Genomic DNA, 24,402 nt, shown 5'->3' with positions numbered 1-24,402 from the left:
AATCAATTCTCCTTGCCGTCGACATGGTCGGTTCGCGTCATACCGCGCGATGCAAGGAGTACGACCAGGAAAAGAGCCGTCATTGCAAATCCGATAACAATAGCAGTCAGAACCAGTGCTTGTGGCACTGGATCAGTATATTGCGCCGCTTGAACATTGATGCCTGAATCAAGCACCGGTGGCGCGTTGGTGCGTAAACGTCCCATTGAAAAAATGAAAAGATTAACTGCGTAAGAAATAAGCGCGAGGCCAATTGCAACCTGAAACGTGCGCGGACGCAAAATCAACCACACACCAGATGACATCAAAACACCGATTGCGACAGCGAGAACGAGTTCCATCAGTTGTCCTCCTTCGCAGCAGCAAGTTTTTCAACGCGATGTTTACGGATTGACTGATGCGCCAATGCGATCAACATCAGAACCGTTGCACCAACAACGAGCCCGAAAACGCCGATATCAAACAGAAGCGCACTTGCGACTGGCATCTTTCCGACATGCGGTATATCCGCATATTGGAAGAAGGTTGTCAGGAACGGATAGCCGAAGAGCCATGCGCCCGCTCCCGTGGCTGCGGCAATCAACAAGCCGAAACCAATCCAGCGAACAGGCAGAATACGCAGGTGATCTTCAACCCAACGCGTACCGGCCGCCAGATATTGCAGAATGAATGCAATCGCTAGAGTGATACCAGCTGCAAAGCCACCGCCCGGCAGGTCATGGCCGCGCAAGATCAAATGCACAGCAAGCACGATAATGACCGGGAACAGCCATTTCATGATGACAGATGGAACTGCCAGATAATCGGTCAGGGTTTCACCCTTTTCACGATCTTCCATTGCCTCGTCATATGCATCCTGAATTCTCTGCTGTGCGGTCGAACCCGTGCTATCAGAAGCCGGACGGAAACGACGCAGCAGCGCATAAACCGTGAGCCCAACGATGCCGAGAACAGCAATTTCGCCAAATGTATCAAATGCACGGAAATCAACGAGCGTAACATTCACGACGTTTTTACCGCCACCGCCGGAATAGGCATTTTGCAGGAAATAATCGCCAATACTATCCGGTGATGGACGTGTCATCATCGCATAGGAGACAATAAACACACCAACGCCACTGCCAATCGCCAGCACAAAATCGCGATAACGACGAATTCTTGGACCAAACTTTACAGGAATAGGATCCGGATCTTCAAAGCGCTTCGGCAGCCAGCGCAGACCAAGAAGCAGCAGCACGGTTGTTACAATTTCAACGAGCAACTGCGTGACCGCAAGATCTGGCGCGGAAAGCCAGACAAAGGTGATGCAAGTAATGAGTCCGGCTCCACCCAGCAAAATCAATGCAGCCAAGCGATGATATTTTGCCTGATAGGCAGCGCCGATAGCGCAGGCACCACCAAGAATCCAAAGACCTGCGAAGATTGGATCAACCGGCTGCACGCCGAGCATACCTGCATGGATGCCATCTTCAAAAATAGGCCAAGCGGCAGCAATCAATGCAAAAGCAACAACGATGCGAAGCTGCGGTTGAAGGCGTCGTGTACTCAGGAAACTTTCAGCCTTACGCGCCCAGTTCCAAGACACCGTTACCAGCACACGTTCAAAAATACGCTGGCCTTGCAAATGACGGAAAAGCGGCGGGCCGTCTTCACTGGTCGCAAGATAATTCTTGAGCGCCATGAATAGAATGACGCCACCAATCATTGCCACGATACTCATCATGAGTGGAAGATTGAAGCCATGCCAGACGGAGAGACTATATTGCGGCGTCGCATCGCCCAGTACAGACGTAACAGCCGAGTGTAGAAACGGTCCGATTGCGATATTCGGCACGATGCCGATCAACAGGCAAAGCAGCACCAACAACTCTATTGGACGACGCATCCAGTGAGGTGGCTCATGCGGAGTCTTCGGCAAATCGTGTGGTGCGGGACCAAAGAAAGTTGAATAGATGAACCGCAGAGAATAAGCGACGGTGAAAATGCCAGCAAGCGTCGCAATATAAGGCGTAACCGTATCCAATGCCGATGCCATATGGGTCTCGACAGCTTCTGCAAAAAACATTTCCTTTGACAAAAAGCCGTTTAACAGCGGCACACCGGCCATCGACGCACTCGCAACCATCGCAAGTGTGGCCGTGTAGGGCATCGCTCGCGCAAGCCCGCTCAATTTTCGCATATCGCGTGTGCCGGTTTCGTGGTCGATAATGCCAGCCGCCATAAACAACGACGCTTTAAAGATAGCGTGATTGACCATGTGGAAAATTGCAGCGACCGCAGCCAACGGACTACCAAGGCTTAAAAGCGCTGTGACAAGGCCTAGATTGCTGATGGTCGAATAAGCCAGCAAGCCTTTAAGGTCTTGCTGGAAAACAGCAAAGAAGCTGCCAATCAGCAAGGTTGTGAGACCTGCAAGACCCAGTATCCAGAACCATTCTTCCGTACCAGAAAAAACAGGCCATAAACGCGCCAGCAAGAAAACACCCGCTTTCACCATTGTGGCAGAATGCAAATAGGCCGAAACAGGCGTTGGCGCCGCCATCGCATTCGGCAACCAGAAATGGAACGGGAACTGTGCTGACTTTGTGAAAGCCGCCATCAAAATGAGAACGAGCGTTACAGTATAGAGCGGATGCGTGCGAACAACGTTTCCAGCTTCCAGAACCTTATCGAGATCGTAGCTACCGACAATATGACCGAGCAGGAGCACGCCCGCCATCAAACAGAAGCCGCCGATGCCTGTAACGGTTAAAGCCATACGTGCGCCATCACGCGCACTTGCATTGTGATACCAATAGCCGATCAACAGGAACGAGAAGATACTCGTCAATTCCCAGAAAACGGCAAGCAGCACAATATTACCCGACAAAACCACGCCGAGCATCGATCCCATAAAGGACAAAAGGAACGAGAAAAACCGAGGGACCGGATCTTCGGGCGACATATAATAGCGTGAGTAAATCACGACCAACAAACCGATTCCGGTAATGAGCATGGCAAATAGCCATGCAAAGCCATCCATACGGAAGGTAATATTCAGTCCATAATTGGGAAGCCAATCGATCGATCCGCGAACAACGCCGCCATCAGATACGATTGGATAAAGACTCGCGGTTATTACAAAGGCGACAAGGGCAATCGCTGCTGTAAACCACGCAGAACCACTTCTATCAACTCCGCGAAATAGGCCTGTTATAGCGCTGCCAAGAAAGGGAAGAAGGACCAGCAAAAAGAGCATCCTGCCGTCCATCGTCATGCGCCCAAGGCCTCCTATCCGCAATCAAGGTTGATCCGAAGCAGGCACCGCTCATGAAAAACAGTAACAGAAACGCTCCGGTAAGGTGTCGAGAGGAATCATAAATTCCGATGTTTTTATTATGACCGGCTACGCACTTTTATGGCAATAGCTTTCAATGGCTTATCGCGTTATTTTGAATCATTTTATTGTAGAATGAACCGCAAAGATTGGTTTTAAGGCATGTATTTCCCATGTACCCGCTCTTTATCGGTCATATTGACGCGAAAGTTTTGCATTCAAATGACAAGGCATAAATTCATTTGATTAGCGATTCCTAACCTTCGAGAAGCGTTGCAGACAATTGCGCTGCCTGTGAGCGTATATCTGGAACAGCTGTCACCTCCCAGAACAAGCCCTTTGTTAGCGGGCCAATTGCAAAGAATGGTCCCGCCGATTCTCCTCGGGCATTCAGCAACTGCAAATCTGCAGTTACATCGAGACCCAGATCGAGTGGATCAGGCCTTCCCAAACCGTTTTCCATAAGACTCATTAAAGCGGCATTTCGTGTTATGGAAAAGCGCGTGCTACCGCCACGGCAATCGATAATGGATTGAACATCCAGTTCTGCTTCTTTTGAGGCATGACGCCCGCGATAGCGAACCGCAATATGTTCACCGGTGTTTGTGATTGATAAAAGATGTGCGGCTGTAATTGTCAGTTGGCCTGATTGTTGTGCAGCCTCAATGCGTTTAGCAATTGCAGGAGCCATGCGGTGTCGATGAACATCCCACCATGGTCGCAAATGACGCAAAAAACTCTGGCGTTGCCGGATAGGCAGTCGATTCCAGATATTCCGTGTATGCGGCCGAAGCGCATCAATCACGCTGCGCCAGCTTCTGCCCTCAGACTCACAGTGCGAAATCATCTTGCGAACTATGCGGATTAATGCTGGCAAACCATCAGCGATTGGCAGAGAGCTTGCTTCAATTGAAATGGGGTCAGACGGGGCATGTGCAGCTGGAACCAATCCGCGTCGTGAAATTGCATGAATTTCACCTGTATGCCCTCGATCAAGCAGTGAAATCACACTGTCGACCATCGACAATCCAGTGCCAAAGATAGCAACGGAATGTTCTGGGGGAATGTCGAAATAACCCTTACTTGACCAGTACTCAGTCACATAACGCCCAGACGTCGCTATTGAGGCCTCATTACCCGTGGCGATAATTACCGCGTCTGCCGAAAAACTTTTCCCATCAACTGTTTCGACGCGCGGTTGCTTACCCTCAAATGCAATGTCAGATATTTCTGCACTTTCTATTAAAATGCGTGGGGTATCTTCTCCCAGATACGGCTTAAGAAGATCGCTGAGATAGTGGTGATAGACGCAACGGGGTGCAAAAGAATGGGCCTCCCATTTTTTGTCTGTAGCATCTTCGGAATGCGTTTGAAGCCAATTTAAAAAATGGTCGGGTTCGTCTACGAACGCACTCATATTGCTGGCGCGGACATTGAGCAAATGATTGGGATTCTGCGTCGAATAAGCAATACCGGCGCCGATGTTTCCCGAGCGTTCAAAAATACGAATGTACGTTTCGGAGGATTGTTTCAGCAATTGAGCGGCCATCAGAACGCCGCTCGCGCCACCCCCCACAATAATAAATGACTTCAAATCATAATCCCCATTTGACTTATGCGAGCCGCAGAATTTACGCGCCGGCTTTTATAGGCTCTGTTTTTATTTCCTATAAATTTTGTCAGATTTTATAGTGAGATAAAAGTCCGACGCAGATTTTTCTAAGCCATGACTCCTAATTCGTTTCGACAAATGAAACACTGAAACCGAAATAGGCCGTATCTGTTGACAGTGTGTTTCAGAAACATGGGCTGGCTTCTCCTTCTAAAATCACAATATTTTGCAACAGAGTTTTCACTTTGCTGCATTAGGTATGCAGTGCAGAATCGCCGTAACAACAGGAACATGCACGATGAGCAATAGCTATATTGACGCTCTCAAGAAGCGCCGCACGCAGTACGCACTTGGAAAGAACCTGCCAATCTCCAAGGATGCTGTGGCGGAACTGATCCGTGAAGCAGTCAAAAACTCCCCATCTTCCTTTAACTCGCAGAGCTCACGCGCTGTTATCCTGTTTGGCGCTGAAAGCGACAAGCTTTGGAACATTGCAAAAGAAGAACTTCGTAAAATCGTTCCTGCCGACGCATTCGAACAGACTGAAGCCAAGCTGAACAGCTTTGCAGCTGGCGCTGGTACAGTTCTGTTCTTCGAAGATCAGGACGTTGTAAAAGGCCTTCAGGAACAGTTTGCATTGTATGCAGACAACTTCCCTGTCTGGTCTGAACAGGCTGGCGGCATGGCGCAGCTCTCTGTTTGGTCGGCTCTCGCCAATGAAAATATCGGTGCAAGCCTTCAGCATTACAATCCGCTGGTTGACGCTGAAGTTGCCAAGACCTGGGGCATCCCTTCGTCCTGGAAACTTCGCGCACAAATGCCATTCGGCTCCAATGAACAGCCTTTTGGTGAAAAGGGCTTTATGGATGATGCTGAGCGTTTCAAAGTCTTCGGATAATCCGTTCTAAATTCAAATTAAAAGCGGCTGGATTTTCCAGCCGCTTTTTTATTTGCGCCCAATTCTTTCTAACTATTGTGCGCCCTCAAAAATCGGAATCTACTAACATTGCGTGCTTGAGAATCGGCTTCCGGAGAGAAGCCCTCGAAACGCATTGATATCGATGACCAAAGGCTTGCAAAACCTGTGGTCTCCAGAGGGACAAAGTATGACGTTTACTGCACCGACGCGCCTGATGCGCTCAACCATTCCAGCTGCACTCGCTTTCGCGCTGTGTTTTTCGGCATCATCGAAAGCCGTAGAAGCTGCAACACCCGCCGATACGCTTGTGATCGCGATGAGTATCGATGACATTATTTCGCTTGATCCGGCGGAAATTTTCGAAATCACAACATCGGAAATGCTGACCAGCACCTATGAACGCTTGGTCACGACCGATATCAAAGATCCAACGAAAATCATCCCGCAGATTGCTGAAAGCTGGACCTTTTCAGATGATGGTAAGTCAATCACCTTCAAAATTCGTGATGGCTTGAAGTTTGCATCTGGCAATCCAATAACGGCACAGGATGCCGCCTACTCCATACAGCGCGCAATTAAGCTTGATAAGAGCCCGGCATTCATTCTCAGTCAGTTTGGCATTACACCCGAAAACGTCGAGCAAAATGCGGTAGCCGTTGACGATAAAACTTTTGTTTTCACGACCGGCAAGCCTTTCGCGCCAAGCTTTGTGATGAACTGCCTGACGTCCAGCGTTGCATCAATCGTTGACAGCAAACTCGTCAAGGAACACGAGCAGAAGACGGAAAAGACCGATACTTATCCATTTGAAACAGACTTCGGCTACGAATGGCTGAAGAACAATTATGCTGGTTCAGGTCCATTCGCACTCAAGCAATGGCGCGCCAATGAAGTGCTGCTGCTCGAGCGCAATGACAATTACACCGATGCAACGCCAGCAATGAAGCGTATCATCTATCGGCATGTCAAAGAAGGCATGTCGCAGCGCCTTCTTCTTGAATCCGGTGACATTGATATCGCCCGCAATCTGGAACCGGGCGACATTGAGCAGCTGGCAAAGGATAGCAAGTTCAGCGTCATCAACGCACCAAAGGGCCGCGTTTATTATCTGTCGATGAATCAGAACGTACCTGAATTGGCAAAGCCAGAAGTGCGTCAGGCGCTGAAGTATCTGATTGATTACGACACGATTGAAGGCACCCTGATCAAGGGAATTGGCCGCAAGCATCAGTCCTTCCTGCCAGTTGGTATGTTTGGCGCGACGGATGACAATCCATTCGACTACAATGTTGAGAAAGCCAAGGAACTGCTTGAAAAGGCAGGGCTAAAAGACGGAATCAGTGTCACGCTCGACGTGCGTAACAATCAACCTTATGTCGGTATTGCTGAAAGCATTCAGCAAACAATGGCGAAGGCTGGTGTGAATGTCGAGATTTTGCAGGGCGATGGCAAGCTAACCACAACGAAAGTGCGCGCCCGTAAGCATCAGCTTGCCCTTGGTATCTGGGGACCGGATTATTGGGATCCGCATACAAATGCCGTCACCTTCACGAACAATCCAAACAATGGCGATGAAGTCAATCTGCGCACCACGGCTTGGCAGGCTTCATGGGACATTCCTGAACTGACCGCTGAAACCATGGCAGCAGCCGAAGAACGCGACACGACGAAGCGCGAGGCAATGTATAAAGACATTCAGAAGAAGTTTCAGGAGACAAGCCCGATCGCTGTGATCTACCAGCAGATTGAGACGGCGGTAACCGGTGCTAATGTTCATAACTTCGACATGGTGGCCGACGCCAACTATGTCGCCACGGTAACGAAAGACTAAAACAAAATGGCCGGGTGATTTATTCCCCGGCCCTTTTCTATTTCTCAAAACTGAATGAAGGGAGTTGTTCTAATGCCGCCTTCAAGGCTTCAGACCAACTTTCCGATACCGTTTGATAATAGGGATCACTCGCTTCAAAACGTCTGTGTTCGCCCAGTTCAAGTCTATCTGCCTCATACACCTGCATATCCAGCGGCAGACCAACGGAAAGATTGGCCTTCAGCGTCGAGTCAAACGACACCAGCAGCAGTTTAACAGCATCTTCAAAGCTCATATCCGGCTGATAAGCACGCACCAGAATTGGCTTGCCATACTTGTTTTCACCAATTTGGAAAAATGGCGTATCCTCGGAACTCTCAATGAAATTTCCTTCAGGATAGATATAGAAAAGGCGTGGCAGACCACCCCTGATCTGTCCGCCAAGAATGAAAGAAGCGCCGAAAGCATCAGCATTCTGTCCGCCAGTTGCGGAATTACTGATGACTTCTTTTACGGTATCGCCAATCAGACGCGCGACCTGAAACATTGATGGTGCATCAAACAATGAAGGATGACGCTCGTCCGGTGCTTTCATGCGTTCTTCAACCAGACTTGCAACCGCTTGCGTTGTTGCCAGATTACCGGCAGACAAAAGAACAATCACCCGTTCGCCCGGCGTTGACCAAGTCCGCATTTTTGAAAACTTGGAAATATTATCGAGACCCGCATTCGTCCGCGTGTCCGACATGAACACAAGGCCACGATCAATTTTCATTCCAACGCAATAGGTCATTAGTAATTTCCGGCAGGCAAATCTTAAGTTGAAATAATCACTGCCCTACATTGATGTGCACTGCAAGACTTTCAACTGCTCCTCCGAGCCTTACACCGGAAATCGGAGCTGCATCGCGATAATCCAAGCCCGTCGCAAGACGCACGTAGCGATCATTTGGGCAGACATTGTTTGCGGCATCAAAGCCAACCCAACCCAGCCCATCGACATGCGCCTCGGCCCAGGCATGGCTTGCCGTCTGTTCATCAGTGCCTTCCATCAGCAGATAGCCAGAAACGTAGCGTGCCGGGATTTTTAGCAACCGCGCGGCAGACAGAAAAATGTGGCTGTGATCCTGACAAACACCCTTCCCTGCCTCCAATGCACTTTCGGCATTGGTCGCTACACTGGTCGTTCCGGGCATATACTCCACGGACGAATGAACTTTACCCATTAGTTCATGAAGTAATGCAAGACGTTCCTGAGCTGCGCCTAAATCACCCGCCAGCGCAAGAATTCGCTCCCCCGGCAGTGTCAACAGCGTTTCGCGCTCAAACAGCCACAAAGGAGCATATCCATAAACAGGTCCAAGAACACCAACGCGGTCTTCCACATCGACGCTACCGCTGGCAGTTATGATAATTTCAGTGATATTCCGTGCATGCTGAACAAGATCGGTTTTGTTACCAAAACCATCAATATAAGAAACCTCTGGTTCTCCGCCTTCGATCTTCAATTCCCAATGCTTAACCAGTTGGCCGGGAAGAGTTGGCGGACGCAGACGCAGGCGCTGCACTGCGTAAGGAACCGGATTTTCGTAGCGATAATGGGAAACGTGCCGAATATTGAGCAACAAGCAATCACCTCAATAGAAGTTATAGGTTTCCGCGATCTCGTTGCCGAGCCGGTTGTTACGCGCAATGAACTCCGTCAGAAACTCATGCAAGCCTATGTCAAAAATAGCGCTGATGTCCTGATTTTGCAGTGTTGCGTAAATCTTGTCCGCTGTCTGATGACAGACATCGCTATCGCCATAATCCTTGGCCAGAAAATTCAGATGTCCATTGATGCTCTGATAGCAATGATTGAGCGAACGCGGCATACGTCCATTCAAAATAAGATAATCCGCAACATGCGCCGGGCGATAATCACCGTCATAAACCCAGCGATAAGACCGATGTGCTGACACGGACCGCAGGATTGACTCCCACTGGTAATTATCGAGCGTTGTTCCGACATAGGACACCGCAGGCAGCAGCACATAATATTTTACATCAAGAATACGCGCGGTATTATCAGCACGTTCAATAAATGTGCCCAGCCCTGCAAAATCGAAAATCTCATTGCGCAGCATAGTGCCGTGGAATGCACCACGGATCAGTGCCGTTTCGCGCTTGATCTGATCAAGCAGTGGCGGCAGGTCAGCTTCTTTAAGTGGCTTGCACAATGATTTTTTAAGAACCATCCACGCTTCGTTGATGCTTTCCCATGCCTCGCGCGTGAGTGCAGTTCGCACCATACGCCCATTGGAGCGTGCAGTTTCCATGCAGGACATCACGCTGGATGGGTTATCCATATCGCGCAGAAGAAAGTCAGCTACATTCGCTGCATTATAAGCTTGGTATTTGGCTGAGAACGTTTGGCTTGCACCAGCCGAAACCACGACCGAAGACCATTCTTCGGGTGCATCTGATGTTTTTGTAAGCGCCATCCGTAGTCCCGCATCGACCAGACGTGCCATGTTTTCGGCACGTTCGATATAGCGAAACATCCAGTAAAGCCCGTTTGCCGTACGGCCAAGAAGCATAATTCATTCCCCTTTGCACGCTCTGATCTTTGCGTCAGTTGTTGCGTGTGATGTAATTTAGAGCTTGTCGTTATCGGAAAACTGAAGTCCACTTTTCCGCGACATGCTTTAGTCGTCGAGTACCCAGGTGTCCTTAGTGCCGCCACCCTGACTGGAATTCACCACAAGTGAACCTTCTTTCAGCGCTACACGTGTCAGTCCGCCGGGCGTGATACGAATACGATCTGAAACCAGTACAAATGGTCTAAGATCAACATGGCGTGGCGCGAGACCGCTTTCGGTAAAGATCGGTGTGGTTGAAAGTGCCAGTGTGGGCTGCGCAATGTAATTACGCGGACGCGCTTTCAACTTTTCAGCAAAGGCATCACGCTCGGCTTTTGTAGCAGCAGGACCAACCAGCATGCCATAGCCGCCCGAACCGTGCACTTCCTTAACGACAAGATCGGCCAGATTGTCCAACACATAAGCAAGACTATCCGGCTCCGAGCAGCGCCACGTCGGCACATTTTCCAAAATCGCCTTACGACCTGTATAGAATTCGACGATTTCCGGCATATAGGAATAAATCGCCTTATCATCGGCAATACCTGTCCCGGGCGCATTCGCAATCGTGATATTACCGGCCCGATAAACATCCATGATACCGGGAACGCCAAGCGTTGAATCCGGCCTGAATGTGAGTGGGTCGAGATAATCATCGTCAACACGCCGATACAGAACATCAATCGTGCGATAGCCTTTCGTTGTGCGCATCGCCACACGACCATCGACAACACGCAGATCGCTACCCTCAACCAGTTCAACACCCATCTGATCGGCCAGAAACGCATGTTCAAAATAGGCAGAATTATAAATACCCGGTGTCAGAACAGCGACCGTTGGCACACCTTGCGTTCCGGGTGGTGCAACACTTGCCAGTGATTGGCGTAGCAGTTGCGGATAGTTCTCTACGGGGCGCACTTTAACATTCTGAAACAGCTCTGGAAAAAGCTGCATCATCGTTTCACGGTTCTCCAACATATAAGAAACGCCGGACGGCGTGCGCGCATTGTCCTCAAGAACATAGAACTGGTTTTCAGCTGTGCGCACAATATCGACGCCGATAATATGCGTATAGACATTGCCCGGCGGACGAAAGCCGATCATCTCAGGCAGAAAAGCCTCGTTGTTGGTGATCAGCTCTTTTGGAATACGCCCTGCCCGCACAATCTCCTGACGATGATAAATATCATCAAGAAACGCATTGAGCGCCATAACTCGCTGCTCGATGCCTTGCGAAAGCTTGCGCCATTCCTGACCCGAAATAATACGCGGAATAATATCAAACGGAATTAGGCGCTCAGCCGCGTTCTCATCGCCATAAACTGCAAAGGTAATGCCGGTTTTTCGAAAAACGCTCTCAGCATCCTGAGTTTTCTGCAGAAGTTTATGCTGGTCCTGCTCGTCGAGCCACTGTTTGAGAAATTCATATGGTTGGCGGACACCCTCGCCCTGTTTAAGCATCTCATCAAATGGCTTCACTGAATTCCCCTTATTTTTAGCACATAGTCGGCTTCAAATTAGAGAAATGCAAGTGTACTAATTATGCAAAAGAGCAAAGCAGGGTTGCGCAATTTCGTCGCGACATAACGGAGGTTGATAGCGATAATTCGCGAAAATCAGCCTGGTCGATGCGCTTTCACGACAGACGGATCAGTTTCAATACGTCCTGCACCAATCAGGTCGAGGCAATAAGGCACAGCTGGAAAGATCGCCTGCAAGGTCATTGCAATCGAAGCAGGTTTCCCCGGAAGGTTGAGAATAAAGCTTTTACCGCGACTGCCTGCTGTCTGGCGCGACAAGATCGCTGTGGGCGTTTGCTGAAGACTTACGCGACGCATTTGCTCACCAAAGCCCGGTAACTCTTTATGGAGAACAATCTTCATCGCTTCCGGGGTTTCATCGCGTGGGCTTGGTCCGGTGCCGCCAGTCGTCAGAATGAGATCGCATTCAACATTGTCGGCGAGATCAATCAACGTGTCTCGTACAGATATTATACCGTCCGGTATAACGCGCCTTATCGTTTCATAAGGCGTGACAATCGCGCTGTTAAGCCAATTTTCGATAGCTGGCCCGCTTAAATCTTCGTACTCACCACGACTTGCGCGGTCAGAGACTGTAACGATGCCGATTTTCACTATCTCTTCCTTTTTATTAAGACACTCAGTCAATTTATAGCGATATGCACTGCAACTGTGACGGTTTTGAAACTGTCTCAGAGAGGCCCGAATGATACATATCAGACCTATCTTAAAATGCTGTTGCTTTATTTAGAAATACGAGCTTCAATCATGTAATTGATGGGGGAGAACAAAATGCCATTCAGAGGCAAAGAGTATCACGGAACGTTCGCACCCGAAGATTTGCAGCTGATGCAGGCTGCATATAATCGAAGCTGCGCGTTGTTAGACCGCTGCCCGACAACGCATGAGGCGAAAAATGAGCTCGCCCGCGTTATTATCAGAACATATCAATCTGGTGAATATGATCCAGAAAAGATTGCTGCAATCGCAGCGCGAGTGGAATTAATGCGCAGTTGAAATCTGTTACACAATGTAAACTATCCTGTTGTATGGTAGTATAGCTTAAGATTTACTACAGGCTTGCCTTTACAAGCGAAATGCAAGTTGTGAGATTCGGTCCATCACGACCAACAATGAATGAACCAATATGCCGTTCTCGAGGGATTACTATTTCAAGCGTTTTAGCCCTGCTGTTCTCGAGCAGTTGCAGGTGGCTTTTGTTATGTCTTGTCAGCGTCTGGGACGCTGCCCGGTGACGTCACCACAAAAAGATGAAATGGCCCGCGAGATTATCCAGATTTATGAATGCGGTATTTCCAACCCAGATAAAATCGCTGATTTGATGATGCAGATTGAAAGCGTAAAGCCAAAGCCTTTTGCAGCGCAAATCTTTGAGCAAGATTTCGATCAATCTGTTAAACGCGCTTGATTCATAAATATTAATATACCGAATTATATTAATTTATTATATATTTATAATAAAATATTGATTTTAAATAAAATTATTCAAATTAACCATATGTTGAATATGCTGTTTATTAAGCCTTTTATAAACTTTGAATTCAACATTCTATCATACGCTTTGGTCAGCAATCTGCTTGAGGTGAGCATTGCGTGTGTTGGTCGATAGCCTTCGTACAGCCACTATAAATGGCTTCTGAAGGCTTGAGTTTTGTGTTTGGGTATCATGCGTTTTTCAGTTATGTCTGCGATTGCCCTCGCCTGCACAGCCCTTGCGGGATGCACGTCAAGTTCAGGCATAGACAGCCTGATGCCGCAACCATCTGCTGATCTGACCGGCTCTGTCATAAGACCTGCAGAACCCGTTACGGATGTTGCACGAACCTCACAAACATTGCCGCCTGTTCCACAACAGGAAGTGCTGGCATGGGCCGGGCCTGTGCCCGACGCAGGGCCATTCAAAGCCACCCCTCCTGCGCCTGTCGCACAGCCCACTGAGCAACGCATCATCACGCCTGTTTCAATGCCGAAGCCAGAGATTGCGGCCTATCCACCGGTTCGCTTAGCACCTGCGCAGCGTTCTCGTGTGTATGGACAGCGTTTCCGCGATGCCAAGCCAATCAATTTCGGCAAGGCCTCTCCCCGTCAGCACGCCGTGCACGGTGTTGATGTTTCTCGCTGGCAAGGCAATATTGACTGGGCAACATTGCGTAAGAACGGTGCAAACTTCGCTTATATCAAAGCCACCGACGGCGGCGATCATCTTGATCCGATGTTCCGTAAAAACTGGCGTGAAGCAAAGGCTGCAGGTCTTAAGCGCGGCGCATACCATTTCTTCTATTGGTGCCGTGTTGCGAGCCAGCAAGCTGACTGGTTTATCCGCAACGTGCCAAACGATCCTGATGCCTTGCCGCCGGTGATTGATGTGGAATGGAATGGCGATTCCTCATGTAAACGCCGCCCGTCGCCTGCACAGGTCCGTGAAAAAATGCAGGTATTCATGGATGCGCTGGAGCGTCATTATGGCAAGCGCCCCGTCATTTATACAGCGCCCGACTTTTACGATGACAATCTCAAGGGCGCCTTTACCGATTACCCGTTCTGGCTTCGCGCAGTAGCTCAGCACCCTTCTAAGGTCTATCCGGGCCGCCGCTGGTTGTTCTGGCAATATTCTGGATCGGGCCTGTCGCAAGGGGTCAACGAAAAAATTGATCTCAACGTTTTCTACGGCAGTGAAGATCAATGGCATAAGTTTGTGCAGCGTTTTGCAAGTTCATCCTGATAAAAAAGCTCATCCCAAATTTGGGATGAGCTTAATCATTTTCAAGACTTGCCAATATTTTCCAGGTCATATGGCGTGGACTGATACATCTCATTGATCCAGTTGCCGAACAACAAATGGGCATGTCCACGCCAGCAATTCTGCGGTTTGCGGCTGGGATCATTATTCGGGAAATAATTTGCGGGAACGGGCGTATCCGGCGACAGCTGAACATCCCGGAAATATTCATCTGCAAGTGAGGTCGTATCATATTCAACATGGTTGAACATGTGCAGCGAACGATGCTTTGGATCTTCCAACAGACAAAGACCGCTTTCAGGGCTATCGACAAGAACTTTGAGATTGCTACCTGATGGAATGTCGTCTTTGCGAACCTCCGTCCAGCGTGAAACCGGAATAGCAAAGTCGTCAGAGAAACCGCGCAGATACGGAGAAGATGGCTCAAGGTTTTGTTGGCTGAATACACCCGACGCCTTGCCCGGCAAATCGTATTTTCCCATGCCGTGGAAATGATACACAGCCGCCTGAGCAGCCCAACAGATGTTGAGTGTGCGATGGACATGGGTTTGCGTCCAGTCGAAAACCCGTTGCATCTCATCCCAATAGGTCACGTCTTCAAACGGCATGCGCTCGACAGGCGCGCCGGTAATTACAAAGCCATCAAAACGCTCATTACGGACATCTTCCCATGGCTGATAAAATGACAGCATATGATCGGCAGGCGTGTGGCGCGCTACGTGATTGGTGATACGCACAAGCGTCAATTCCAGTTGCAGCGGTGTTGCACCGAGCAAACGCGCAATCTGCGTTTCCGTGGTTACTTTATTTGGCATCAGATTGAGAAGGCCGATTTTCAACGGCCTGATATCCTGACGAACAGCATCTGCCTCACGCATCACCATAACGCCCTCTGCTTCGAGAACACTGGTAGCAGGCAGATCGTCAGGAATTTTAATAGGCATGCGCGTCAGTCCTTCGTTTTATCGGGGCAGACGCGTGTGGCTTCATCCGTATATTTGCCGGTTGGGCCACATCCTTCCTTTTCAGGAAGTACCACCTTGCCCGGGAAGGCAGGTTGGCGTTGGGCGTCGCCCCAACTCTTGATGTAAGGCCAGTTCTAATCAAACAATCACTTTCTGGCAATAGCTATTGAGTGTCGGAGCAACGCAATGTTGGAAACTCATTTCGCAAACGGCTAACTGACAGGATTCTTATCCTTGTAAATAAGACGAAATAAAACACCGCATTCCAAGTATTTATCGGAGTGACCTCAATTTTTATTATGGAACAACTGCTGGATTAATGAGTTATTCACATATCTTTAAATTGTGTTAACATGACTAAGAATGGGAGGGTAACATGAGCAATATTTTCTTCTGGATGGCGCTGGTTATTTTGCCGGTCTTGGCAGGTACCGCTTTTGCCTATGTGCGTCATATGAATCATCGCGACGACTTTTAGCTTAAGACTTGGTGATGTTTCGGACCATTGGCTCGACTATCCCACGTCGAAGCGTGATTAATTGACTAATTTCCTAGATGCCCGCTTCTGTCGCGGGTTACCCTTATTTTGTGCGCTGCATACAGGCCGCATGGTTTTCTTCACGCATTTACATAGAGTTATACCATATACAAGGTCTGCGAAATCAGAGCAATATTCGCTGGATAATATCAGGATAGGTAAGCGTTTTTCAAAACATGATAATTTTTATCATGAATAAGCTTCACTTTGCCGTTAAGCTCTTTACGATCAGTCTGGTAGCGTTATTTTATAGGCGAAACTAACTTCTATCAGCGTGACTCGTAATCACGCCAAATTCAGGTGTATAGCTTCAATGAACGGACCGGATACCCCCCATATCCTCGTCGTCGGTGCAGGCTTTGGTGGCCTGCAATTAATTCATGATCTGAAAGGCGCAAATGTTCGCATTACGCTTGTCGATCAGCGTAATCATCACCTTTTTCAGCCACTCTTGTATCAGGTTGCCACAACGATTTTGGCAACATCAGAGATTGCATGGCCAATTCGCCATTTATTCAAGGACCGTAAAGAAGTGACGACACTGCTTGGCACCGTTGTCGACGTCGATACGGCATCTAAAAAAGTCAAACTCGAAAACGGCAGCGAGATTGACTACGACACACTGGTTTTAGCAACTGGTGCACGTCACGCTTATTTTGGCAATGATCGCTGGGAAAAAGTGGCGCCCGGTCTGAAGGCGCTGGAAGACGCCACAACCATTCGCCGCCGCTTGCTTCTTGCATTTGAACGAGCAGAACGTGAAGCCGATACTGCAAAGCGGCAGGCATTGCTGACATTCTCGGTGGTTGGTGGGGGACCGACCGGCGTTGAACTCGCAGGAATCATTGCAGAGCTGGCCAAGGATACAATGTGGCCCGAGTTTCGGAATATCGATACGCGTCAGGCGCGTATTTTGCTGGTGGAAGCTGGCCCGCGCATTTTGGCCGCCTTCCCTGATGATCTCTCTGCCTATGCGCAAAAAGCTCTGGAGAAGATCGGCGTTGAAGTACGCCTCGGCGTGCCAGTCAAGGAAATTACCGAGCATGGCGTGACCGTCGGTGATGAGTTTATTCCATGCGAGACGACAATCTGGGCAGCAGGTGTGGCCGCCTCACCCGCTGCAACTTGGCTTTGCGCGGAGAGTGATCATGCGGGACGCGCACGCGTCTTGCCAGACCTTAGCGTACCCGGCCATGAGAATGTTTTCGTGATTGGCGATACAGCTTGGGTTGAAGGGCCAGACGGTAAACCTGTTCCTGGCATTGCTCCCGCGGCCAAGCAACAAGGCGCCTATGTTGCGAAAGTCATTCGGAGTCGTGTTTCAGGAACAGCAACGCCAGCACCATTCCGCTATCGCCATCAGGGCAATCTTGCAACGATTGGTCGCGGCGCAGCTGTGGTGGACATGGGTCGCATCAAGCTCAAGGGATCGCTCGCTTGGTGGGTATGGGGCATCGCCCATATCTTCTTCCTGATCGGTACGCGCAGTCGTGCAGCCGTTGCATGGAGTTGGCTCTGGACATTCATATCAGGCCAGCACAGTGCACGCTTGATCACGCAAGGCAAAGCAGCTGAAGACAATAAATAAACAAAACGGCCCGCCTAGAGCGGGCCGTTTTCATTGATCGAAATAAGAAATTATTCTGCTGGCTGCAAAAAGCCTTCGTCAATCGGTTCAGGTTCAATTTCCATCGGCTTGCCATTCATCGCAGCATTGAGACGCTCGACATCCAGCTCATTTTCCCAACGTGCAACCACGATTGTTGCAACCGCATTGCCAACGAGATTGGTCAAAGCACGGCATTCTGACATGAAGCGATCTATGCCGAGGATCAACGCCATGCCAGCTACAGGCACTGCCGGAACAACAGAGAGCGTTGCCGCCAGTGTGATGAAGCCCGCGCCCGTAATGCCAGCTGCACCCTTGGAGCTGAGCATGGCGACCAGCAGGAGCAATATTTGATCGGTCAACGACAACGGAATATCCGTCGCTTGTGCGATGAAAAGGGCCGCCAGCGTCATGTAGATATTCGTGCCATCAAGATTGAACGAATAACCGGTAGGGATGACAAGGCCAACAACGGAGCGTTTGCAACCCGCCTTTTCCATCTTGTCCATAAGGCTCGGCAATGCGGCTTCGGACGACGATGTGCCAAGAACAAGCAACAGCTCTTCCTTGATATAACGGACAAGCGCGATTATCGAGAAGCCATTATAACGAGCGACAGCACCGAGAACGAAAACTACAAACAGAAGAGCTGTGATATAGAAGGTCGCAATCAGCATGGCGAGATTGGCAATCGAGCCAATACCATATTTGCCAATTGTAAACGCCATAGCGCCAAAGGCACCGATTGGCGCTGCCTTCATCAGGATCGACACGAGCTTGAAAACGGGTGTCGTCAGCATCTGAAGGAAATCAGTTACCGGCTTGCCTTTCTCGCCAACCATAGCGAGCGAAATACCAAACAGAACCGAGAAGAACAGCACCTGCAGAATATCGCCAGATGCAAATGCACCAACAATCGTTGTTGGAATAATGCCTGACAAAAAGCCCGTAATGGTCTGCTCGTGCGCCTTTTCAGTGTAGTTCGCGACAGCTTGCGGATCGAGTGACGCGGGATCAATGTGCATGCCCGCGCCCGGCTGCACGAGATTAGCAACAATCAGGCCGATGATGAGCGCGAGAGTAGAAAAAGTAAGAAAGTAGATCATAGCTTTGCCAGCCACACGTCCGACTTTCTTCATATCGGTCATACCGGCAATGCCAGTCGCAACGGTTAGGAAAATAACCGGCGCAATGATCATCTTAACAAGCTTGATGAATGCATCGCCCAACGGCTTAAGCTGGGTGCCAAACTCCGGGTAAAAATGCCCGAGCAGAATGCCCGCTGCAATTGCGACCAGAACCTGGACATAGAGCTGCTTGTAAAGAGGGATTGGGCGGCGTGGTTCGTCCACGGCACCATTTGGTACAGCAATCATGACTTCCTCCATTTGGCTCTATCCGGATCACGTCCAACCTCCCGAGCCATTCGTTCTTTCGTTCGACAGCAGCGCTGCCGGTCGCATCATGATTTGCAAGGTCCGTGCCAGTTGAAAGAATATATTCTATCTAATTGAAAATTATGATTTTTTTTGAAAATGAAAGATACAAGAGGTTAAATTTGTGCGAAGTACCACACATTTATCTTTCTTGTTTGTGCTGTTTAATGCACAATATAGAAATGAGAACGCAGCCCAATATAGCCGCTAAAACGCCACTGGCATCACATTCCAACCGCATCACCTGGTGGGTGTTCGGCATCGTTTGTATTGTTGTTTTTGCCTTGGCCTTCTGGTTTGTCGGTAATAATGCTCGCGAGGGCGCATTACAGAGCCTGCGCGAGCAAACGCGTATCGACTCCAACCTCAATGCGGCGTTTCTTCGGGCTGTACTGGAAAAACAACGCGCTCTGCCTCTCGTTTTATCGAAAGACAAAGAACTTACAGACGCCCTAGAAACAAACAATTCTGCAACGATTGATCTTTTGAACCGCAAATTCGAAGCGCTTGCGGAAGGTACTCAGGCAGCTGTTATTTATCTTATTGGCCTTAACGGTTCTGCGATCGCAGCCAGTAACTGGCGCGAACCGGACAGTTTTGTCGGGAATGATTATCAATTCAGACCATATTTCAAAGGCTCACTGAAAGACGGCAGCACAGAATATTTTGCATTGGGCAATGTGAGCCATCTGCCGGGGCTTTATATCGCACGGCGTATTGACGGCAAAAATGGACCACTTGGTGTTGTGGTTGTGAAACTTTCATTCGATCAACTCGAAAAAGACTGGTACGAAACCGGGCGTCCGACTTTTGTGACTGATGATCGTGGTATCGTATTGATCACCAGCCTTCCGTCTTGGCGCTTTATGACGATTGGCGAATTCCCTCCAAAACGCGTTGAAGCCATTCGCCAGAGTCTTCAATTTGGCGATGCTCCACTCAAGCCGCTACCGCTCTCAATGAAACCCATTGATGGTGATAGTGATACAGTTCTGGTTGAAGCGCTTCTTCCCGGGACGGCTAAGAATACAGATTATCTGGCGATCGCTTCGCCTGTCGAAACAACGCCGTGGCAAATATACAGTCTTGCGCTCATGCGGGCGCCTGTTGAGGCTGCGGTTCGCGAGGCTCGCCTTGTCGCATTCATTATCATCGCAGCCATCGCCACGCTTATTGGCATCGTGTTGCGCCGAAGACAGAGGATTATCGCACGCATTGCGGATGCACAACGGCGACAAGCTGAACTTGAGGATCGTGTTATTGAACGAACACGAGACTTGGTTAAAGCACGTGACCGGTTGCAGTCAGAGATCAGCGATCACCATAAAACCGAGACAATGCTTCAAGGCGTCCAACAAGATCTTGTTCACGCCAACCGACTGGCGATCATGGGGCAAGTTGCAGCGGGTGTTGCGCATGAAATAAACCAGCCTGTCGCAACCATTCGCGCTTATGCAGACAATGCGCGTATTTTTCTTGAGCGAAAACAACTGGATGCTGCGACCGAAAATCTTACAGAAATTGCGACGCTGACAGAACGCATCGGGGCGATCACCGGTGACTTGCGCACTTTTGCACGCAAAGGCCATCGGCCGTCAGAAGCCGTGCCGCTCGCAGAGATTATATCGGGTGCACTTGTCCTGCTACGCAGCCGCTTTTCGGGCAGCATGGATCAGTTTGACATTGAGTTACCATCCAGCGACGTGAAAATTACCGGACATTCATTGAGACTGGAACAAGTGCTGATAAACCTATTTCAAAATGCTCTTGAAGCCGTTGAAATTAAAGGAAATAGCGGCAAGATTAAAGTCAGATCAAAGTCGCTTTCTAAAAGCGTTGTACTGACCATTTCTGACAATGGTGCCGGCATCCCACAAAACATTCAGGAAAATCTCTTTTCGCCTTTTAATACGTCGAAAGACCACGGCCTTGGTCTTGGTCTGGTAATCGTGAAAGAAATCCTCACTGATTATGGCGGGAAAATATCGGCAAAAAGCAGCCTCAACGGCACGACCTTCCGCGTAGAGTTTAAGAAAGCATGATGAACATTCCCGTTATACTGGTCGATGATGATAAGGAACTGCGCCGGGCTACACGACAGACTTTGGAGCTTACGGGTTATGACGTGCATGACTTTGGGAGTGCGACTGAAGCATTACCGGCGATTACAGCCGCATTCGAAGGCGTCATAATAACAGATGTTCGTATGCCGAAAGTCGACGGATTGGAGCTGTTCGCGCGCATTCAAGCAATTGATGTCGACCTGCCGGTTATTCTGATCACCGGCCATGGCGATATACCCATGGCAGTGCAGGCTATTCAGAATGGAGCTTACGATTTTATTGCTAAACCTTTTGCTGCTGATCGGTTAATTCACAGTGTTTTAAGGGCAGCAGAACATCGAAAACTGGTTCTCGAAAATCGCAGACTGCGTAAATTAGCGGACGATGCGCAAAACGATATGCCGCTTATCGGCCAAACACCAGCAATTGAAAACCTCCGCCGTACCATCCGTGATATCGCTGATACCAATGTTGATGTTCTGATTGCGGGCGAAACGGGAAGCGGCAAAGAAGTCGTTGCTCAATTGCTTCATGATTGGGGTGGCCGTCGCAAAGGTAATTTCGTTGCTCTCAATTGCGGAGCCTTGCCTGAAACAGTGATCGAAAGCGAACTCTTCGGTCATGAAGCGGGCGCGTTTACCGGCGCTCAAAAGAAACGCGTCGGACGTATCGAACACGCAAGCGGCGGAACGCTATTTTTAGATGAAATAGAAAGCATGCCGCCTGCAACACAGGTGAAGCTCCTTCGTGTTCTCGAAATGCGTGAGATCACACCGCTTGGCACCAACGACGTTCGCCCCATTGATCTGCGCGTTGTTGCCGCCGCAAAGATCGATCTGGGAGACCCACTGCAACGCGGCGATTTTCGTGAAGACCTTTATTATCGGTTGAATGTCGTGACGTTGACGATCCCGCCATTGCGCGAGCGTCGTGACGACATTCCTCTACTCTTTTCCCATTTTCTTGCACGTGCTGCACGACGCTTCAATCGGGACATGCCTACACTGGATAGCACGACACAGCGCTATTTGATGGAACATAGCTGGCCGGGAAACGTCCGTGAGCTGGTGCATTTCGCTGAGCGGTTTGCTTTAGGTGTTAAAATCCCTTCTCAACGATCATCTCGTTTGCACGAGGAACAGGAAACACTGCCAAAACGTCTCGAGCGTTTTGAAGCTGAACTCATTCGCGAAACGCTAACAGCATACAACGGCAATGTGCAGGATACGCTGGAGGCGCTCGGCATTCCGCGCAAGACATTTTACGACAAAATGCAGAGGCACGGCATTAACAGAGCAGATTATAAGCCGTAATGCTAAACTCACTTCCTACACGGGAGCGGCGATCAAATGACCCTTCATCGAATGCTTCATGACGTCCATTGGAATTCCATAGATTTCTTTCAGACGTTCCGGCACCATAATGCCTTCAGGAGATGATTGCGCAATCAAACGGCCACTGTGCAGGGCAAATACAGCATCGCAAAAGCGTGCCGCCATGTTTACATCATGCAGAACGACGAACACGCTGAGATTTTTCTCATGTGATAGTTTTTGCACGAGTGACAAAACTTCAATCTGATGTGCAATGTCGAGTGCAGATGTCGGCTCATCGAGCAACAGGCATTCTGCGTCTTGAGCGACGAGCATTGCGAGCCAGACACGCTGACGTTCGCCACCTGAAAGCGTGTCGACCATACGATCTGCAAAAGGCGCTATTCCTGTGAGCTCAATTGCTTCTTCGACTTTCTGGCGATCAATAGCACCAAAACGACCAAGAGCGCCGTGCCAAGGATAACGGCCCAATGCCACGAGTTCTTTTACAAGCATACCGTTCGCTGCAGACGTCTGTTGTGGCAGATAGGCTAGTTTGCGCGCGAATTCCCTGTCGCCCCATTCATTGAGCGCTTTTCCTGCAAAGCGCACAGTTCCGCCAGATGCAGGGTGCTGCCGGGCGAGAATTTTAAGAAGTGTAGATTTGCCCGACCCGTTGTGACCAATAAGCGCCGTCAGACTTGCCGCAGGTATCGACATGGTCAGTGGCTGCAAAAGAGTACGCCCCGGAACTGCGAAACTGACATTCTCAAGTTCAAACAATGCGGCAGTCATAAATCTGGTCCGTTCGAGATTGGTTTGCCGGTTGATAGCAAAACATGATCAATATATACATGTTAAAATTCTCATGCGCGGCTTTTGTCGTTATCAACGTCTGAAAACTCTGTCCATGGAAAGATACATTGGGCTTCCATCCAAACATGACCAGTCATATCGAAGACGTCAGCCTGCTGGACGATCTTCATTATCGCGTCTGGAATGGAGCGATTGCCGATGTCTGGACGGTTGATTGCGGCCCCGGTGCACGCGGCGAATATGTTTCCCAAGCCCCCCGACTTTTTCTCGTTTTAGAGAGCCGTGGTGAATTGACAATTCGACCCGAGCGAAATTTGCGTAATCCAGTTGCGACAAGGGAACAACCACGTCTTTGCTATATACCAGCAGGCATGACAATCTGGAGCCGTGTTGCAAAGCCGGGCAAGCTTAAACACCTCGATTTGCACTTGGATACCCGTGCGCTTCAACAGCGTTTTGGAAATACGCTCGACTATAATGCTATGGGCCGCCCTCGCCTCTTATTCTCAAACAGCAAGATTGAACAAATTGGCAACCTTCTTGCAGATGAATGTCAGTCAGATGCGCCATTACATGATCTTTATGGCGAAGGACTGATCAACGCCCTTGTCAGTGAATTATTCGAAGTGCGCCAGGAACAAAATGCGCGTGCCAGCAAACTTTCGCCTTGGCAGCTGCGGCGAGTAACTGATTTCATTGAATCCAACTGCTTTCGTGTCGTCCGACTGCACGAACTTGCGGCTTTAGCCGATCTTTCCGAAGCCTATTTTTGCACAGCTTTTAAATCTTCTACAGGTATCTCACCACACGCGTGGCAAATGCAAAGACGCATCGAACATACACAAAGTCTGTTATTGCAGCCAAACGTTTCTTTGCCCCATATCGCGGCAATAGCAGGGTTTTCTGATCAGGCGCACTTCACCCGCGTATTTAAAAAACTGACTGGCTTGACACCCGCAGCATGGATACGCATGCAAGCTTAATTTCGCATTTTTCAGCCCCATTACATTATCGAAATATTGTTCAATTCAGCGAAATATCGATCAATCCCGCGTCCATATCTTGATGTAAGCACTCATATTAATTTGCTACTCTGTTGCAGT

The 24,402-nt window shown here is 49.3% G+C and carries 19 protein-coding genes and 1 riboswitch; of the genes, 8 read left to right on the top strand and 11 right to left on the bottom strand.

Features of this window, described 5'->3' with window-relative positions:
• Positions 1–2: 2 nt before the first annotated feature.
• The 3 genes from RI570_RS15905 to RI570_RS15895 form a co-directional block, all read right to left on the bottom strand.
• Positions 3–341: a Na+/H+ antiporter subunit C gene (locus RI570_RS15905; protein ID WP_313829554.1), complete on the bottom strand. Its 339-nt coding sequence runs from the start codon at positions 339–341 to the stop codon at positions 3–5.
• Positions 341–3,256, bottom strand: a complete 2,916-nt coding sequence (locus RI570_RS15900) for a monovalent cation/H+ antiporter subunit A (protein ID WP_313829553.1) — start codon at positions 3,254–3,256, stop codon at positions 341–343. The genes RI570_RS15905 and RI570_RS15900 overlap by 1 nt, the downstream gene beginning before the upstream one ends.
• Positions 3,257–3,572: 316 nt before the next feature.
• Positions 3,573–4,910 carry an FAD/NAD(P)-binding protein gene (locus tag RI570_RS15895; RefSeq protein ID WP_313829552.1) on the bottom strand — a complete coding sequence of 446 codons (1,338 nt, stop codon included), beginning with the start codon at positions 4,908–4,910 and terminating at the stop codon, positions 3,573–3,575.
• Positions 4,911–5,226: 316 nt separating this feature from the next.
• On the opposite strand from RI570_RS15895, the gene RI570_RS15890 reads away from it, so the two are divergent.
• On the top strand, positions 5,227–5,826 hold the full coding sequence (locus tag RI570_RS15890) for a nitroreductase family protein (protein WP_313829550.1): 600 nt from the start codon (positions 5,227–5,229) through the stop codon (positions 5,824–5,826).
• 208 nt (positions 5,827–6,034) lie between these two features.
• On the top strand, positions 6,035–7,678 hold the full coding sequence (locus tag RI570_RS15885) for an ABC transporter substrate-binding protein (protein WP_313829548.1): 1,644 nt from the start codon (positions 6,035–6,037) through the stop codon (positions 7,676–7,678).
• A gap of 37 nt (positions 7,679–7,715) precedes the next feature.
• On the opposite strand, the gene RI570_RS15880 is transcribed toward RI570_RS15885, so the two are convergent.
• From RI570_RS15880 to mog, 5 genes are all read right to left on the bottom strand, one after another.
• A complete protein-coding gene (locus RI570_RS15880) occupies positions 7,716–8,450 on the bottom strand; it encodes a proteasome-type protease (protein WP_313829546.1) in 735 nt (244 codons plus the stop codon).
• Positions 8,451–8,487: 37 nt separating this feature from the next.
• Positions 8,488–9,285: a transglutaminase family protein gene (locus RI570_RS15875; RefSeq protein WP_313829545.1), complete on the bottom strand. Its 798-nt coding sequence runs from the start codon at positions 9,283–9,285 to the stop codon at positions 8,488–8,490.
• Positions 9,286–9,294: 9 nt separating this feature from the next.
• Complete coding sequence (locus tag RI570_RS15870; RefSeq protein ID WP_250041980.1) at positions 9,295–10,236, bottom strand: alpha-E domain-containing protein; 942 nt, start codon at positions 10,234–10,236, stop codon at positions 9,295–9,297.
• A 108-nt stretch (positions 10,237–10,344) separates the two neighbouring features.
• Positions 10,345–11,757, bottom strand: a complete 1,413-nt coding sequence (locus tag RI570_RS15865) for a circularly permuted type 2 ATP-grasp protein (RefSeq protein ID WP_313829543.1) — start codon at positions 11,755–11,757, stop codon at positions 10,345–10,347.
• Between the two features lie 137 nt (positions 11,758–11,894).
• Positions 11,895–12,413 (bottom strand): molybdopterin adenylyltransferase, encoded by a 519-nt coding sequence (mog, locus tag RI570_RS15860; protein WP_313829542.1) that lies wholly within the window; start codon positions 12,411–12,413, stop codon positions 11,895–11,897.
• A 532-nt stretch (positions 12,414–12,945) separates the two neighbouring features.
• Here mog and RI570_RS15855 point away from each other — a divergent pair.
• Together RI570_RS15855 and RI570_RS15850 are read left to right on the top strand one after the other, a co-directional pair.
• Complete coding sequence (locus RI570_RS15855) at positions 12,946–13,227, top strand: hypothetical protein (RefSeq protein WP_313829541.1); 282 nt, start codon at positions 12,946–12,948, stop codon at positions 13,225–13,227.
• 258 nt (positions 13,228–13,485) lie between these two features.
• Positions 13,486–14,541, top strand: a complete 1,056-nt coding sequence (locus RI570_RS15850; RefSeq protein WP_313829540.1) for a GH25 family lysozyme — start codon at positions 13,486–13,488, stop codon at positions 14,539–14,541.
• A 41-nt stretch (positions 14,542–14,582) separates the two neighbouring features.
• Here RI570_RS15850 and metA read toward each other — a convergent pair whose 3' ends face one another.
• Positions 14,583–15,503 carry a homoserine O-succinyltransferase gene (gene metA / locus RI570_RS15845; RefSeq protein ID WP_313829539.1) on the bottom strand — a complete coding sequence of 307 codons (921 nt, stop codon included), beginning with the start codon at positions 15,501–15,503 and terminating at the stop codon, positions 14,583–14,585.
• A gap of 40 nt (positions 15,504–15,543) precedes the next feature.
• Positions 15,544–15,653, bottom strand: a riboswitch (SAM-I-IV-variant riboswitch).
• Between the two features lie 722 nt (positions 15,654–16,375).
• Between metA and RI570_RS15840 the strand changes: the two genes are divergently transcribed.
• Complete coding sequence (locus RI570_RS15840) at positions 16,376–17,650, top strand: NAD(P)/FAD-dependent oxidoreductase (protein ID WP_313829538.1); 1,275 nt, start codon at positions 16,376–16,378, stop codon at positions 17,648–17,650.
• Positions 17,651–17,700: 50 nt separating this feature from the next.
• On the opposite strand, the gene RI570_RS15835 is transcribed toward RI570_RS15840, so the two are convergent.
• Positions 17,701–19,047 carry a dicarboxylate/amino acid:cation symporter gene (locus RI570_RS15835; RefSeq protein WP_313829537.1) on the bottom strand — a complete coding sequence of 449 codons (1,347 nt, stop codon included), beginning with the start codon at positions 19,045–19,047 and terminating at the stop codon, positions 17,701–17,703.
• A 227-nt stretch (positions 19,048–19,274) separates the two neighbouring features.
• On the opposite strand from RI570_RS15835, the gene RI570_RS15830 reads away from it, so the two are divergent.
• Together RI570_RS15830 and RI570_RS15825 are read left to right on the top strand one after the other, a co-directional pair.
• A complete protein-coding gene (locus RI570_RS15830) occupies positions 19,275–21,149 on the top strand; it encodes an ATP-binding protein (protein ID WP_409558686.1) in 1,875 nt (624 codons plus the stop codon).
• A complete protein-coding gene (locus tag RI570_RS15825) occupies positions 21,146–22,483 on the top strand; it encodes a sigma-54-dependent transcriptional regulator (protein WP_409558685.1) in 1,338 nt (445 codons plus the stop codon). Before RI570_RS15830 ends, RI570_RS15825 begins: the two co-directional genes overlap by 4 nt.
• A 15-nt stretch (positions 22,484–22,498) precedes the next feature.
• Here RI570_RS15825 and RI570_RS15820 read toward each other — a convergent pair whose 3' ends face one another.
• Positions 22,499–23,278 carry an ATP-binding cassette domain-containing protein gene (locus RI570_RS15820; protein ID WP_313829535.1) on the bottom strand — a complete coding sequence of 260 codons (780 nt, stop codon included), beginning with the start codon at positions 23,276–23,278 and terminating at the stop codon, positions 22,499–22,501.
• A gap of 128 nt (positions 23,279–23,406) precedes the next feature.
• Here RI570_RS15820 and RI570_RS15815 point away from each other — a divergent pair, with 128 nt between their 5' ends.
• Positions 23,407–24,282 (top strand): AraC family transcriptional regulator, encoded by an 876-nt coding sequence (locus tag RI570_RS15815; protein ID WP_313829534.1) that lies wholly within the window; start codon positions 23,407–23,409, stop codon positions 24,280–24,282.
• The last annotated feature ends 120 nt before the right edge of the window (positions 24,283–24,402 follow it).

It is taken from the genome of Brucella pseudogrignonensis (assembly GCF_032190615.1).
GTDB classification, from domain to species: domain Bacteria; phylum Pseudomonadota; class Alphaproteobacteria; order Rhizobiales; family Rhizobiaceae; genus Brucella; species Brucella pseudogrignonensis_B.
Note: the sequence above shows the minus strand (reverse complement) of the source record. Positions and strands in the feature narration are given on the sequence as shown.

Excerpts from the sequence above, each read along its gene's own strand:
- RI570_RS15905 (WP_313829554.1), bottom strand. The coding sequence starts at position 341 with ATGGAACTCGTTCTCGCTGTCGCAATCGGTGTTTTGATGTCATCTGGT.
- RI570_RS15900 (WP_313829553.1), bottom strand. The coding sequence starts at position 3,256 with ATGACGATGGACGGCAGGATGCTCTTTTTGCTGGTCCTTCTTCCCTTT.
- RI570_RS15890 (WP_313829550.1), top strand. The coding sequence starts at position 5,227 with ATGAGCAATAGCTATATTGACGCTCTCAAGAAGCGCCGCACGCAGTAC.
- RI570_RS15885 (WP_313829548.1), top strand. The coding sequence starts at position 6,035 with ATGACGTTTACTGCACCGACGCGCCTGATGCGCTCAACCATTCCAGCT.
- RI570_RS15880 (WP_313829546.1), bottom strand. The coding sequence starts at position 8,450 with ATGACCTATTGCGTTGGAATGAAAATTGATCGTGGCCTTGTGTTCATG.
- RI570_RS15870 (WP_250041980.1), bottom strand. The coding sequence starts at position 10,236 with ATGCTTCTTGGCCGTACGGCAAACGGGCTTTACTGGATGTTTCGCTAT.
- RI570_RS15855 (WP_313829541.1), top strand. The coding sequence starts at position 12,946 with ATGCCGTTCTCGAGGGATTACTATTTCAAGCGTTTTAGCCCTGCTGTT.
- RI570_RS15850 (WP_313829540.1), top strand. The coding sequence starts at position 13,486 with ATGCGTTTTTCAGTTATGTCTGCGATTGCCCTCGCCTGCACAGCCCTT.
- metA (WP_313829539.1), bottom strand. The coding sequence starts at position 15,503 with ATGCCTATTAAAATTCCTGACGATCTGCCTGCTACCAGTGTTCTCGAA.
- RI570_RS15840 (WP_313829538.1), top strand. The coding sequence starts at position 16,376 with ATGAACGGACCGGATACCCCCCATATCCTCGTCGTCGGTGCAGGCTTT.
- RI570_RS15835 (WP_313829537.1), bottom strand. The coding sequence starts at position 19,047 with ATGATTGCTGTACCAAATGGTGCCGTGGACGAACCACGCCGCCCAATC.
- RI570_RS15830 (WP_409558686.1), top strand. The coding sequence starts at position 19,275 with ATGCACAATATAGAAATGAGAACGCAGCCCAATATAGCCGCTAAAACG.
- RI570_RS15825 (WP_409558685.1), top strand. The coding sequence starts at position 21,146 with ATGATGAACATTCCCGTTATACTGGTCGATGATGATAAGGAACTGCGC.
- RI570_RS15820 (WP_313829535.1), bottom strand. The coding sequence starts at position 23,278 with ATGACTGCCGCATTGTTTGAACTTGAGAATGTCAGTTTCGCAGTTCCG.